The sequence below is a fragment of the Streptomyces sp. NBC_00503 genome (assembly GCF_036346895.1).
Taxonomy (GTDB): domain Bacteria; phylum Actinomycetota; class Actinomycetes; order Streptomycetales; family Streptomycetaceae; genus Streptomyces.
Window position 1 is genome coordinate 419,901 of record NZ_CP107855.1, and the last position, 14,168, is coordinate 434,068.

11 protein-coding genes are annotated in these 14,168 nt (G+C 71.1%); 6 read left to right on the top strand and 5 right to left on the bottom strand.

The window, feature by feature from the left end:
- Positions 1–68 precede the first annotated feature (68 nt).
- Positions 69–1,883 (top strand): galactose oxidase-like domain-containing protein, encoded by a 1,815-nt coding sequence (locus tag OG490_RS02040; protein ID WP_330294536.1) that lies wholly within the window; start codon positions 69–71, stop codon positions 1,881–1,883.
- An 18-nt stretch (positions 1,884–1,901) separates the two neighbouring features.
- Here the strand turns inward: OG490_RS02040 and OG490_RS02045 are convergent, their stop codons facing one another.
- Together OG490_RS02045 and OG490_RS02050 are read right to left on the bottom strand one after the other, a co-directional pair.
- Positions 1,902–5,297, bottom strand: coding sequence for a CARDB domain-containing protein (locus OG490_RS02045; protein WP_330294537.1), 3,396 nt, complete (start codon positions 5,295–5,297; stop codon positions 1,902–1,904).
- Positions 5,298–5,466: 169 nt separating this feature from the next.
- The gene (locus OG490_RS02050; RefSeq protein WP_330294538.1) at positions 5,467–6,072 is read right to left on the bottom strand and encodes a TetR/AcrR family transcriptional regulator; all 606 of its coding nucleotides are present in this window, start codon (positions 6,070–6,072) and stop codon (positions 5,467–5,469) included.
- A gap of 81 nt (positions 6,073–6,153) precedes the next feature.
- Between OG490_RS02050 and OG490_RS02055 the strand changes: the two genes are divergently transcribed.
- Entirely contained in the window at positions 6,154–7,302 is a 1,149-nt protein-coding gene (locus OG490_RS02055; RefSeq protein WP_330294539.1) for an FAD-dependent oxidoreductase, read from the top strand.
- Here OG490_RS02055 and OG490_RS02060 read toward each other — a convergent pair.
- From OG490_RS02060 to OG490_RS02070, 3 genes are all read right to left on the bottom strand, one after another.
- The gene (locus OG490_RS02060) at positions 7,290–7,916 is read right to left on the bottom strand and encodes a HutD/Ves family protein (protein ID WP_330294540.1); all 627 of its coding nucleotides are present in this window, start codon (positions 7,914–7,916) and stop codon (positions 7,290–7,292) included. The genes OG490_RS02055 and OG490_RS02060 overlap by 13 nt on opposite strands.
- Before the next feature lie 74 nt (positions 7,917–7,990).
- Positions 7,991–9,739 (bottom strand): glycosyl hydrolase family 18 protein, encoded by a 1,749-nt coding sequence (locus tag OG490_RS02065; RefSeq protein ID WP_330294541.1) that lies wholly within the window; start codon positions 9,737–9,739, stop codon positions 7,991–7,993.
- Between the two features lie 149 nt (positions 9,740–9,888).
- Positions 9,889–11,439 carry an MFS transporter gene (locus OG490_RS02070; RefSeq protein WP_330294542.1) on the bottom strand — a complete coding sequence of 517 codons (1,551 nt, stop codon included), beginning with the start codon at positions 11,437–11,439 and terminating at the stop codon, positions 9,889–9,891.
- A 143-nt stretch (positions 11,440–11,582) separates the two neighbouring features.
- Between OG490_RS02070 and OG490_RS02075 the strand changes: the two genes are divergently transcribed.
- The 4 genes from OG490_RS02075 (at position 11,583) to OG490_RS02090 (ending at position 14,162) form a co-directional block, all read left to right on the top strand.
- Positions 11,583–12,026, top strand: a complete 444-nt coding sequence (locus OG490_RS02075; RefSeq protein WP_330294543.1) for a MarR family winged helix-turn-helix transcriptional regulator — start codon at positions 11,583–11,585, stop codon at positions 12,024–12,026.
- Between the two features lie 81 nt (positions 12,027–12,107).
- Positions 12,108–12,299 carry a DUF5302 domain-containing protein gene (locus tag OG490_RS02080; protein WP_330294544.1) on the top strand — a complete coding sequence of 64 codons (192 nt, stop codon included), beginning with the start codon at positions 12,108–12,110 and terminating at the stop codon, positions 12,297–12,299.
- 383 nt (positions 12,300–12,682) lie between these two features.
- The gene (locus OG490_RS02085; protein ID WP_330294545.1) at positions 12,683–13,093 is read left to right on the top strand and encodes a rodlin; all 411 of its coding nucleotides are present in this window, start codon (positions 12,683–12,685) and stop codon (positions 13,091–13,093) included.
- A 163-nt stretch (positions 13,094–13,256) separates the two neighbouring features.
- Positions 13,257–14,162: a glycoside hydrolase family 19 protein gene (locus OG490_RS02090; RefSeq protein WP_330300738.1), complete on the top strand. Its 906-nt coding sequence runs from the start codon at positions 13,257–13,259 to the stop codon at positions 14,160–14,162.
- The last annotated feature ends 6 nt before the right edge of the window (positions 14,163–14,168 follow it).

Here is a 14,168-nt window from a genome sequence, read left to right on the forward strand (position 1 = left end):
ATGGTCATTTTGTGGTGATTTCTCTTAATCTGGCCGCCTCGCGGGATCCGCCTGCGCCGAGGAGTCCCATGCGCCGCCTGCTCCGGTCCGCCCTCCTGTCCGCGGCCGCGGTCGCCTCCGCCCTGCTCCTCCAGGCCGCTCCGGCCTCCGCCGCGGCGCCCGGACACGACGCCGACGGCGGGGCCGCTTCGGCGGAGGCCGCCGTCGTCGGCGCGGAGCACGCGCGGGCCCACGCCGAGCTGCGCCGTGCGACCGAGGGCGCCGGGGAGTATCCGCAGTCGCGGCGCACGGCGAGCCTGGAGTCGCTGCGCGTGTCGCAGCGCGAGGCCAATGCCGGTTTCGACGCGGCCGTGTCGGGACGGTTCACCGAGTACTTCCCCTCCCCCGACTTCGGTGTGCACCTCGCCCTCCTGCCCACCGGCAAGGTGCTGCTCTTCTCCTTCTCCCGTGTGGAGACCGACCCCACCAAGGAGACCGGGCCCACCGACCGGATCGGCCCGGCCAACGCCGGCCGCGCCTACCTGTGGGACCCGGCGAAGGGGACCGGCGCGGGCGCGTTCAAGAAGGTCACGCCGCCCGTCGTGCTGATGCCGGACGGTACGCACGCGCCGCGTCCGGCGCCGTTCTTCTGCGCGGGCCACTCCTTCCTGCCCAACGGAATGCTCGGGGTGTTCGGCGGCAACACGGGCGGCAAGGGCGGCAGCGGCGCGAAGCTCTCCTTCGTCTTCGACCCGTGGACCGAGGGCTGGTACCGCAACCGCGACATGGCGGTGGGCCGCTGGTACCCGTCGGTGGTGACCGGCGCGGACGGGCGCCAGATCATCATGTCCGGCCAGTCCGAGCGCGGTACGGGGACCCCCACCCCGGTGGTGGAGCGGTTCCCCGCGCCCGGACGGGCGGTGCCCTGGAGGCCGTTCGACATCCCGCTGGACATCGCCTCGCAGCGGCTGCGTTCCGACGCCCCCTTCCGCAACGACTACCCGCACCTGTTCTCGCTGCGGGACGGCATGATCTACGGGCTCGGGCGCGATGCCGACCAGCAGTGGCTCTTCGACACGGGCACGCAGACCCGTACCGATCTGCCCAGACGCCCCGCCGACTTCCGGGGCTACGGATCCGCCGTTGCGCTGCCCGCCGGTTTCCGCGGCCCGGACTCCGTGCTGGTGCTCGGCGGGGATCCGCTGGATCCCAACACCTACCGGTTGTCGGGCGGGGCCTGGACCACCGAGGAGCCGCGCGCCTTCGGCCGGACCCAGGACGACACGCTGATCCTGCCGGACGCGACGCTGCTGACCGTCAACGGGGCGCTGTCCACCCGGGATTACGGTTTCGGCCCGTTCAATCCGAAGGCCGACCTGAAGTACCGGCAGACCGAGCTGCGGGACGCGGACGGCCGGTGGCGGCTGGGCCCGGCCCAGCGGCTGCCCCGGGGGTACCACTCCAACGCGCTGGTGCTGCCGGACGGCCGGGTGATGGTCACCGGGGACGAGCTCCAGCAGATCGCCAACGACCCCGACATCAAAGACGGCATGGACGGTTCCATCGAGCTCTACGAGCCGGCCTACCTGCACCGGGGCGGCCGCCCGGCGCTCGACCGGGTCCCGGCCGGCGAGATCGCCCACGACGCGGAGTTCTCCGTCGAGAGCGCCGGCGCGGGCGAGGTGCGGCGGGCCGTGCTGCTGGCGCCGACCACCGTCACCCACGCGGTGAACACCAGCCAGCGCCATCTGGAGCTGCGGATGACCGGCGTCCGCGGCCGCACGATCGGGCTGCGGGCGCCGGCCACCTCGGCCGACGCCCCGCCCGGGTACTACATGCTGTTCCTCCTCGACGCGAAGGGCGTGCCCGGCACGGCGAAGTGGATCAAACTCGGCAAGCGCTGAACCTGAACAGCCTTGCGGTCAGCTGCCGCTGATCACGAACTGCGATCCCGGTTCGACCAGGACGTTCCCGTCGGCCGAGCCGGTGATGGTGACGTGGGACAGGGTCGCGCTGCCGCGCGCTCCGCCGTGGGCCCGGATGCCGGCCCCGTTGTTCGACTTGTCGATGGTGACGTCGGTGATCTTCGCATCGGGTACGGCGCCGCCACCCGTCTTGAACTGGATCCCGTCGTAGGTCGAGTCGTGGATGTCGGTGTCGCGGATGACGACCCCGGGGATGGGCAGGTTGGCCGCGAAGAGCGTGATCGCACCGAACTCCTGGGCCTCGCCCCAGAAGGAACCGCCGGTGCGGAAGAGCCCGTTGTTCGCGATCAGGGTCTGCCCGGAGAAGGGCAGCGGGTCGTGGTCGGTCGCCAGCATGATGCCGGGGTAGTTCATCGTGTCGAAGATCAGGTTGTTCTCGATGGTGTTGCCGTAACCGCCGTAGACCGCGATGCCGTTGGCCCGCCAGGGCAGCTGGATGGTGTTGTTGCGGAAGTGGTTGTCGTGTCCGATGTCCACCGACTGGTCCTTCACGTACTTGCTGGACCACACCGCGAGGGAGTCGTCGCCCGTGGTGCGGAAGGAGGAGTTGAAGACCGTCGAATTGCGGGTGCCGTTGGCGAAGTTGATGCCGTCGGCGTAGATGTCGCGGATCCGCATTCCGCTGAACTCGATACCGTCGCCGGGGCCCCACAGGGCCGGGATGTTGTCGTAGTCGCGGCCGACCCAGACACCGACGTTGGCGTGCTCGATCCACACGTTGGTGATCTTCGTGTTCTTGCCGAAGCGTCCGTTCAGGCCCACTCCGCCCTCGGCGTTGCCGTCCCCGCCGCGGATGGTGCCCGAGCCGAAGATCGCGATGTCGGAGATCTGCGTGTTGTCGTCGATGTCGAAGCCGAAGTTGCCCTCGTGGGGGTGGTTGATGCCGCCCGCGTTCTGCGGCGCGGTCAGCGTGTAGAGCTGCGAGTACCACATGCCCGCGCCGCGGATGGAGACGTTGCTGATGCCCACCTGGTTGAACTGGCCCCGGTGCAGCGGGTCGACGGTGAGGATCTTCTGCTCCTGGCGCCATTGGCCCTGCGGGATCCAGACGCAGGCGATCTGACCGTTCTGGTCCGCGGTCACCGCCTTCTGGATGGCGACCGTGTCGTCGATGCCGTCGTTGGGGATCGCACCGTAGTCGGTGATCGAGGTGCATTCGGCGGGCTTGGCCGCCGGCGGGGCCACCTGTTCCAGGTCGACCAGGTCGATGACGTAGTACGAGGCCGTGTCGCCCGCGTCGCGCTGGAGGCGGAAGGTGGTGCCGGCCGGGTAGCTCTGCGCGAGCAGGGCGTGGGATTCGTCGAAGAGCCTGCGAGCGTCGCCGCCGGGGGTGTTGGTCAGACCCTCGGGGCTGTCGGTGCTGCCGTAGAGCCAGCTGTACTTGGAGGACAGGCTGAGCTTCTGTGCGAAGCTCCCGTTGATGTAGAGGCTGATGGTGGCGTCGGCGCCGCCGCCGTTCGCGGCGTCCGGGACGGAATTGCGCACGACGATCGAGTTGGCGGCGCCGGTCGAGGTGAACTGGACGTACTGGCCGGTCGAGTTCAGCCGCACCGATTCGCGGCCGGAGGACTCGGTGGCGAAGTTGGTGTGCCCGAAGGTGCGCTTGGCGTCGGTCTGCAGGAGCGTGCCGGTGTAGGTTCCGGCTTCCGCCTCGTACTCGGCGTACGGGAGCGCCGCGCCGCGGCCCACCACCAGGGCCCGGGAGTAGCTGTTGTTGTTCTCGTTGGTCTCCGCGACCAGGCCCGTCCCGTCGGCGGTGGCGGTGAGGGTGGCGCCGCCGCCGACCGCCGTCCAGGTCCCGTTGACCGGCACGTTGACGGTCTCACCGGCCGCGATGGCCGGGGTGGGGCCGTTGAGGGTGGTGGCTCCGGCGACCAGCCGGGTGACGGTGCCCGAGGCCACCCCGGCGGTGCCCCGGTTGTGTACGGCCACGGTGAAGGAGACCGGGGCGCCCACGGCCGGGTTGGCCGGGTCGGTGGCGATGGAGAGGGCTTCCAGGTCGGGCCCCGGGCTCTGGCCGACGACGAGCTTCGCGGCGGCGGTGCGGCTGTTGTTGGTCTCGTCCTGCTCCACGACGGCGCCCGCCGGGTCGACCACGGCCGAGACGGTGTAGCTGCCCATCGGACGCTTGCCCACGGGCACCGGGACGGTGGCCGAGGCTCCGGCGGCCAGCGCGCCGACCTGGGCGCTGCCCGCGACCGCGCCTTCCACGCTGACGTTGACGGCGGTGGCCGGGGAGGCGAGGGTGCCGGCGTTGCGGACGGTGGCGTTGACGGTGACGGCGTCGCTCTCGGACGGCGCCCCCGGGGCCCAGTCGAGGGCCGTGACGGTCAGGTCGGGGTTGGGGGCGGCGGAGCCGATCACCTGGAACTCGGCGACCTGCCCGCCGCCGGCCCCGGTGTTGCCGGAGAACTTCAGCTGGACGTCCGCGAGCCGGCCGGTGACGGGGATGGTCACGGTGTTCTGGTTGCCGCTCGGGCTGAAGGCGTAGGCGGCGTTCGCCTTCAGGGAGGTGAACCCGGCCGCCGACTGCTCGCGGCCCAGGACCTCGAGGTTCTGGGTGCGGTTGGACCAGGCGCCATCGGGGTTGAGCTTGAGGACCACGCCGGTGACGTCCGCGTTGGAGCCGAGCTTGACGGTCAGCGTCGACTGCTGGCCGGCCGCCTCCCAGTAGCTGGTGACGCTGTCGTCGTTGGCGTTGGCCGCCACGAAGGACTGGGTGGTGGAGGAGGCCTCGATGGGCTTGGCCCTGGCCAGGTTCACCCCGGCCGGGGGCGGGGTGCCGGGATCACCGGGGTCCCCCGGGTTGCCCGCGCCGTCGGCGCCGTACACCTCGAGCTCGGATATCTGCGCGGCCTGCCAGCCCGTGTTGGAGCTGATGCTCACCCGCAGGTAGCGGACGGTCGCGGCGGCGAAGCCGACGGTCACCGTATTGGACTGGGCCGGGTTGAACACCCGTCCGGCCGAGGCGGACAGGGTGCTGAAGGCGCTGCCGTCGGTGCTGCCCTGGACGGTCAGCGTCTCGGTGCGCGTCTCCCACGAGGCGGGCAGCTTCAGCACCACCTGGTCCACGGCCACATTGCTGCCCAGGTCCACCTGGACCCACTGGGGGAAGGTGCCCGACGGGCTCTCCCAGTACGAGCCCTGGTTCCCGTCGTTGATGCCCGAGACCCCGTATCCGCCGAGGGATCCGCTCGCGGTGACCGCCTTGCCGAGGGCGAGGTTGGGTCCGCCCGCGGCGGCGGCGAAGGTGACGGGCAGGAGTCCGACGGACACCAGTCCGGCGACGACCGTGCCGGCCAGCATCAGCCGACCGCCTTGCTTCCATCTCATGCTGTCCTCTGTTCCATGGGGGGACCGGCCAGACGAAGCCGCGCTTGCTTGGAACTTGCGCGCCGTTCTTCAATTTTTGAGTGATCTGATCGCTGATATGCGGCCATGGCGCCACAGGTTTCTAGCAGGTGACGAGTTTGTCAACGCCCCGCGCACGGCTGGGCCGGATTCAGACCCCCGGCCAGCCCCGCTCCAGGTGGTCGAAGGCGAGGTCCAGGGCCCGGCGCGGGTCCGGCCCCGAACCCGCCAGATCGGGGATCTCCAGGACGTAGCGGGCCAGGATCCGCAGCGAGAGCTCGTCGGCGGGGCGCCCGCACTCCTCCGCCATCACCCGCGCCAGGGCCTCCTCGCAGCCGGTCCACATCTGACGGGCGTAGGCACGCAGCGCCGGAGTGGCCACGACGAGGCGCACCTTGAGCAGGAATTCGGGGCCGGGGTCCGGAGCGAAGGGGCCCCGGCCGGCGAAGAACGCCCGCAGGGCCTCCAGCACGGACACGCCCCCGGCCCGGCCGCGCACCGCCGCGGTCAGGGCCGCCTCGCGCTCGGCTCCGTCCTCCAGGACGATCGCCTCCTTCCCGCCGGGGAAGTGTGCGAACAGGGTGGTCAGGGCCGTGTCCGCGGCCGCCGCGATCTCGGCGACCTTGACCCGGTCGAAGCCCTTCTCGAGGAACAGCCGCAGGGCGGCGTCGGAGAGCGCCTGCCGCGTTGCGGCTTTTTTGCGTTCGCGCCGCCCGGGGCCGTCGGGTTCTTCCGTCGCGTTGCTGATGCGTGTCATGGATCCAGCATAGAGCTCGACCGCAGTAACTTCGAAAATGTATCCGTTGCACTTTCGTAGTCATTATGTTCTTCTGGAGCCATGACCTCCTCCGCAGCTGACATCCACCCCGTCCATCACCCCCTCGCGATCGTCGGCGCCGGACTCGGCGGCCTCACCATGGCCCGCGTCCTGCACCGGCACGGGATCGAAGCGGCCCTCTTCGACCTCGACGACTCCGCCGACGCCCGCCCGCAGGGCGGCATGCTCGACCTGCACGAGGAATCGGGCCAGGCCGCGCTGCACGCGGCGGGCCTCCACGACCGGTTCCGGACACTGGTGCTCCCCGGCGGCCAGGCCATGCGCATCCTGGACCGCCGCGCCACCGTCCACCTGGAGCATCAGGACGAAGAGAACGACGGCGGCCGCCCCGAAGTGAGCCGGGCCGACCTGCGCGCCCTCCTGCTGGACTCCCTGCCCGCCGGCGCCGTCCGCTGGGGCGCCAAGGTCACCGGCGTACGGCCCCTCGGCGACGGCCGCCACGAGGTGACGCTCCGCGACGGCTCCGTCTTCACCACCGATCTGCTCGTCGGCGCCGACGGAGCCTGGTCGAAGGTCCGCCCGCTGGTGTCCGACGCCGTCCCCGAGTACAGCGGCCTCTCCTTCGTCGAGGCGCACCTGTCCGAGGCCGATGTCCGCCACCGCGCGAGCGCCGCCCTGGTGGGCGGCGGGATGATGTTCGCCCTCGACGAGGGCCGGGGGATGCTCGCCCACCGGGAGTCGGACGGCTCCGTGCACGTCTACGCGGCCCTGCGCACCGCCGAGGAGTGGGCGGCCGGATCCGCCCCGGCGACGGAGGCCGTCCTGGAGCGGTTCACCGGCTGGGACCCGGACCTGCTGGCGCTCGTCGCCGACAGCGACGCCCCGCTCCTGGGCCGGCCCGTCCACGCGCTGCCCGTCGGACACCGCTGGGCGCGCACCCCCGGGGTGACCCTGATCGGGGACGCCGCGCACCTGATGTCGCCCTTCGCCGGGGAGGGCGCCAACCTGGCCATGCTCGACGGCGCCGAACTCGCCGCCGCCGTCGCCGCCTGTCCGGAGGACCGGGAAGGGGCCCTCGCGGCCTACGAGGAGGCGATGTTCCCGCGCTCCGAGGCCGCCGCGGCCGAATCCGCGGACAACCTCGACCTGTGCTTCGGCCCCGGCGCCCCGCACCCCATGGTGGAGCGGATGCTCTCCTACACGGGCTGAGCTCCGCCGGAGCCGTGCCCGAGGCGGACCACCGCCGCGCGTCCGGAGGTCCGTAGCAGCAGCTCCTGCGATCCGGTCGCGAGGAGGGCGTCGTAGGGGCCCAGTCCGGCGGCGCCCTCGAACTCGTCGGCGCCCTCGATCTCGGCGCTCCCCTCCAGGGCGATGACCAGCAGGGTCTCGCCGGGCCGGACGGTGAGCGCGAGGTCGCCGCGTACGACGGCGGTGTCGGCCGTCACGGCGCCCCTGCGGTACATCACGTTGAAGTTCACGACCGGGCCGGCCAGCAACCGGCATGCGGTCGGCTCGTCCCCGGGGAACCTGCGCGGCTCGTAGCGCCGGTCCACGAGGTCCCGTACCCCGCCGTTCTCCAGGTCGCCGATCTCCAGGTCCATGCCCGCGCCCTCGGCGAGGGTGAGCGTGCGGTCCACTCCGGGGAACACGGAGAAGGGCCCGTCGGCGGTGACCTCGGCGAGGCTGATCCGCCAGCCGAAGTCGTCCATCCCGGCCCCCGGGGGAAACGCGGCGATCTCGCGGGTCACTCCCCCGCCGTTCTTCCATCCGGCAGCCGGGCGGTCGGCCGCCCGCAGGATCCGGATCCTTCGTTCGCTGGTCATGGCACCCTTCCGGGCCCGGGGAGAGGCGTCCCGGGCCCGGAGGAGCCTATCGATCCGACCGCGTGTTCCGGGCTCTAGCCGACCGCGAGGTCGTCGCCGTAGACCGCGCCCTGCCCGTACCAGCCGTGCAGGTAGACGGTGACGGTGCCCGAGGCGCCGGTGGTGAACGGGACGCTCAGCTTGGTCCAGCCGGCAGAGCTGGTCCAGGTGCTGCCGGTGGCTCCGCCGCGCACGCCGAGGTAGGCGTAGCTGCCCTGCACCCAGCCACTCAGCGTGTACTTGGTGTTCGGGGTCAGGGTCAGGGTCTGCGCGCACTCGCCGGTCTGGGAGGAGGTGGGCGAGGTCTTCAGGGCGTACGAGCCCCCGTGCACCGGGGTCGAGACCACCGAGGCGCCGCTCTCGCAGGTCCAGGGCGCGAGCGAGCCGCTCTCGAGGCCCCCGTTGACGAGGGCTCCGCTGCCGCCGCCCGGTCCGGAGACGGTCAGCGTGAAGGTTCCGGAGTGCGTGAGCGTGCCGGCGGCTCCGGTGATGGTGAGCGGGTAGGTGCCGGGCACGGCCGAGGCGGAGGCGCTGACCGTGAGCTGCGCCGAGCCGCCCGCGGTGACCGAGGCGGGGCTGAGGGTGGCGGTGACCCCGGCGGGCGCTCCGGTCGCGGTGAGGGCGACGGTCTTGGCGTTGCCGGAGGTGACCGCCGTGGTCACGGTGGCGGTGGTGGAGCCGCCGGGGGCGACCGAGGCCGAGCCGGGCGCCACGGAGAGGGAGAAGTCGTCGGCGACGGGTCCGCCGCCGCCGGTGAAGGGGGCGAAGGTGTGGGTGAAGTACCAGGGGTCCTGGGCGATGCCCGAGCAGGTGTCGGAGCCGCCGGTGCCGGGGCAGCCGCCGTTGTCGCGCTGCAGGGCCCAGAAGGAGAGGGTGTTGATGCCCTTGGCGGTGGCCCAGTTGTAGACGGCGGTGGCATCGGCGGTGGTGAAGGTCTCGGCGGCGCCGAAGTCGTCGATGCCCGGCATCTCGGTGACGCCGATCATGCCCCAGAGCTGGGCGGGGGTCTTGGCCGGGTAGAGGGTCGCGAGCTGGCTGTACAGGCCGGCGGCCGCGTTCTGGGTGTCGGTCGCCATGTTGTGGGTGGCGTTGTCGTAGTAGTCGAAGGTCATCAGGTTCACGACGTCCACCTGGGCGCCGGCCGTCTTGGCGCTCTTGAGGACCGCGAGGCCGCTGCTCGCGAGGCCGCTCGTGGTGGTGGGCAGGGTGTACGAGATCTGCACCGTGCGGCCGTTCGCGGCGGCCCAGTCCTGGACCTTCTTGATGGCCTGGTTGCGGCGGTCGATCCCCGCCTTGTTGGTCAGCGAGTTGTCCTCGATGTCCATGTCGAGCCGGGTCATGTCGTAGGTCGTGATGACCTTTTCGTACGCGGCGGCGATCGAGTCCACGTTGGTGCAGCTGTCGGCGATCTCGGTGCCGCCGTTGTCGGCCGCGTAGCCGCCGAAGGAGGGGATGACGTCGCCGCCGCGCGAGCGGATCGTGGTGAAGTCGGCGCCGAAGACGGAGGCGGATATCGGCTGGCTCGTGCTGCCGTTCCAGTACGGGGTGCAGGAGCCCTTGGCTTCGGCCTGCACGAAGGCCATGGTCAGGTACTTGGCTCCGGACTTCTGCGCCAGATCGGCGGGGCTGTCGGAGGAGTAGGCCTCGAAGTACGGCGCGAAGACGTGTGCGGGCAGCGGGGTCGCGGCGTGCGCGGCCGTGCCGGCGCCGATGACGAGACCGGCGGACGCGACGGCGGTGGTGAAGGCCGCGAAAAGGGCATGGAGGTGCCTGGGACGTCTCAACGAAGCTCCCGGTGGGGCGAAAGCGAGCGGGCGGACGCCCCATGATTGGTCTGGACCACCCTCGGGTCAAGTGCGCCGACCGCCCCAATCGCCGCGGCCCCGGGCCCCGTTGAGGGGACCGGGGCCGCGGCGGGGCCGTGTACTGGGCTTCAGTGCGAGTCGCTGAGAACCGGAGCGGGGGCCGAGCCGGGAGCCGGGGCGGCAGCCGGGGCGCCGGACGCGGCGGGGGCCGTCTCCGCGGAGCCCTCGACGACGCGGGGTCCGTGCGCTCCGCGCAGGCCGATCCCGCTGATCACCGCGACCAGGCCGAAGGCGACGGCGCCGATGGCGAAGGTGAGGGTGAAACCGGATTCGGCCGGCAGCGGGGGAACTCCCGCGGGCAGGTGCTCGATCGTCTTGGACGCCAGGATGGTGGTGACGATGGCGCTGCCGATCGCGCTGCCCGTGGAGCGGGAGATCGAGTTGATGCCGTTGGCGATGCCGCTCTGGTGGTGCGGGACGCTCGCCATGATGACGGCGGGCATCGCCGCGTAGCCGAAGCTGACGGCCGCACCGACGACGAGGCCGGCGCCGATCACCGAGGCGCTGTGGCCGTGGTCCAGGGCCAGCCAGCCGAAGCCGACGGCGCCCAGGGCGGAGGCCATGGCGAGTGCGACGCGCGGGCCGCGGTGGCGGACCAGCTGGCCGCCGATCGGGGAGGCGAGGAGCGAGACGATCGCGCCGGGCAGCAGGAACTCCACGGAGGCGCGCAGGATCGAGGCGTCGAAGCCGTAGCCGGTCAGGGCCTTGGGCATCTGGACGAGATAGGAGACGCCGAGGAAGTTCGCGAACATGCCGAAGCCGACGAGGATGCCGGCCAGGTTGGCCATGAGGACCGGGCGGTGGACGAACATCCGCATGTCGACGAGGGGCTCGCGGACCTTGAGCTCGGTCAGCACCCAGACGGCGGTCATGACGGCGGCGCCGGCGAAGCTGCCCAGGGTGCGGCCGGAGGCCCAGCCCCACTCGTGGCCCTGGGAGATCGGCAGCAGGAGCAGCAGCAGGGCGATGCCCAGGGTGAGCGCGCCGAGGAAGTCGGTGCGACCGCCGGTCTTGTGCCGGGTGGCGGGGACCAGGAAGACGACGGCGAGCAGCGCGAGCACCGCGAAGCCGGTGGCCATCCAGAAGGCGTTGCGGTAGTCCGCGTCGGCGCCGGAGGTCAGCAGGCCGGTGGCGACGAGCGCGAGCCCGCTGCCGAACGCGAGGGTGCCGCTGACCAGGGCCATCGCACCGGGGAGCTTCTGCGGGCGGACCTCTTCGCGCAGGACGGAGAGGGCCAGCGGGAAGATCGCGGTGGCGGCGCCCTGGAGGACGCGGCCGAGGATCAGCAGGGGCAGCGAGGACGCCAGGGCGGCCACGACCGAGCCCGCGACCATGACGCCGAGCACGGCCACCAGCGTCGGCTTCTTGCCGTGCTGGTCGCCGAAGCGGCCGAGCAGCGGGGTGAAGACGGCGGCGGACAGCAGGGTGGCGGTGGTCACCCAGCTGACATTGGCGGTGGTGGTGCCGAGGTCGTTGCGGATCAGGCCCAGGATCGGGACCGGCAGCGTCTGCATCATCGACACGACCATGGCGGCCAGGCTCAGGGCGAAGACGATGACCGTCTCGTTCCGGTGCCCGCCGGCCTGGGAGGTGGCCGTGGCGGAGGGGGTGGTGCTCATGGCAGGGGGGACCTTCTCAGTGCTTCAGATCACAGATGTTTGACGTCATCAAGTACTTCGACTCCACCAGACGGTAGACCTCAATAGTTCAGATGGTCAAGTAAAAGGTTGATAATATGAAGCATCTTGAGTACGCTCCCGGTATGAGCGCCACCACCCCATCCGCCGCCCCCACCAAGCTGGAGCTCCTGGAGCTGCTCGCCGCCATCGGCACCGCCCAGTGGCGCGACTTCGCGGCGGCCGCCGCCCACTACGGCCTCACCTCCACCCAGGCCAAGGTCCTCGCCCAGCTGAACGGCCCCCTGCCGATGCGCGGCCTGGCCGCCCTGCTGGTGTGCGACGCGTCGAACGTCACCGGGATCGTGGACCGGCTGGAGGCCCGCGAGCTGGTGCGCCGCGAGCCCGACCCGGTGGACCGGCGCGTGAAGAACGTGGTGGCCACCGACGCCGGCCGCGAGGTGATCCGCCGCGTCCGCGAGGAGATGCAGGCCACCCACGGTGCCCTGGACGTCCTGGACGACACCGAGAGCGCGACGCTCTACTCCCTGCTGGAGCGGCTCCGCCCGACCCTGGAGAAGGACGCCTGAGGCCACCGGGCCCGTACGCGCTGGCCAGGGGAAACGCCACCTGACAGACTGCAACGGCTTCAGAACATTCCAGGAGGACACATGTCAGAAGAAACCGACACCCCGCAGAACGAATCGCCGGCCGAGGAAGCCAAGCGAAAGTTCAAGGAGGCCCTGGAGCGGAACGCCGCCAATGCGCAGTCCCAGCAGGCGCACCAGAGCCGGGCGAAGATCCAGGGCGCCGGTGGCAACCCCGGCGGCAAGAACAAGAAGGTCCGCCGCAAGACCGGCTGACCACGGCGCGGTCGCGGCGACGCGACGGCGCGGCAGCCGGCCTCGACGGGGTCAGGGACCGGTACACGGTCCGGATCCGGTCGGGGGCGGCGCCCAGGGATCCTTCGCGACATCTCGCACCCCTCGCACTTCGCGCACCCCCCTTGCGCCTTGCGCACCTCTGCGCACTCCCTCGCACTTTGCGCACCCCCCTCGCACTCCGTGCACCTCTGCGCACCCCCGGCCTTGAGTCAATCGGCCGATGCCGGACGTCACCTGCGGGGTGGACTGTTCGGCCAGTCGGGTGATGGGCGATAACCCCCGGTGTCCACGGCAGTTGAGCAGCTCGTCCCGCCGAGGGCAGCTATCTCATGCGACAGTGCGACAGAAGAAGGATCTCCCACATGTTCAAGAAGTTCATGGCCACCGCAGCCGCCACCGCAGCCGTCCTGGGTGCCGGTGCCGCCGTAGCCTCCCCGGCGATGGCGATCGGCAACGACAACGGCGTCAACACGGTCAACGGCAACGAGTCCTCGCAGATCTACGGCAACCAGGAGACCTCGGGCAACATGAGCCCGCAGCTCAGCGCCATCCAGGGCTCCCTGAACAAGCTCTGCGTCGGCCTGCCCGCGAAGGTCAACGCCCAGTCGATCCTCGCCGCGGTCAACGTCGGCGTCCAGGACATCCCCGTCCTGTCCAGCCCGCAGAACCAGCAGTGCGCCGAGAACTCCACCCAGGCCAAGGGCGACGAGGCCCTGTCGCACATCGTGGACAACATCCCGGTCCTCTCCGGCAACCTCTCCGCCAACAGCTGACCCACCGCGCGGCCACGCCGGTGCGGTGCCCTTCGGGGCATTGCACCGGCGTTTCCTTTTGGTCTAGACCTTGACAGGTCCAGACCAGCTTCGCTTCAGTGGGCGGTGTTGTCTCCCCCACGGCAACTCCCCCCACCCAAGGAGCACTTCCGTGATACGCACCCTGCGCCGCCGCGCCCTCTCCCTGGCCGCCGCCGCTGCCGTCACCCTCGGCCTCGCCATCGCGCTGCCCGCCTCCCCCGCCGCCGCCGCTCCCGCCTGCGCCGGCGCCTGGGCCTCCTCCGCCGTCTACACCAACGGCATGAACGCCTCCTACGGCGGCCACAACTGGCTGGCCAAGTGGTGGACCCAGGGCGAGACCCCCGGCACCACCGGCCAGTGGGGCGTCTGGTCCGACCAGGGCACCTGCGGCGGCGGGGGCTCGACCGACCCGGGGACCGGCAACCCCTCCGGATTCGTGGTCAGCGAGGCCCAGTTCAACCAGATGTTCCCGAACCGGAACCCCTTCTACACCTACAACGGCCTGGTCGCGGCCCTGTCCGCCTACCCGGGCTTCGCCAACACGGGCGACGACACCGTCAAGCGGCGCGAGGCGGCCGCCTTCCTCGCCAACGTCTCGCACGAGACCGGCGGACTCGTCTACATCGTCGAGCAGAACACCGCCAACTACCCGCACTACTGCGACACGAGCCAGTCCTACGGCTGTCCGGCCGGGCAGGCCGCCTACTACGGGCGCGGCCCCATCCAGCTCAGCTGGAACTTCAACTACAAGGCGGCCGGGGACGCGCTCGGCATCAACCTGCTCGCCAACCCCTACCTGGTCGAGCAGGACCCGGCCGTCGCGATGAAGACGGCCCTCTGGTACTGGAACACGCAGAACGGGCCGGGCACCATGACGCCCCACGCCGCCATGGTCAACGGCGCGGGCTTCGGCGAGACCATCCGCTCCATCAACGGATCCCTCGAGTGCAACGGCGGCAACCCGGCGCAGGTGCAGAGCCGGGTGAACGCGTACCAGAGCTTCACCCAGCTCCTGGGCGTCACCCCGGGCAACAACCTGAGCTGCTGAGAGCCG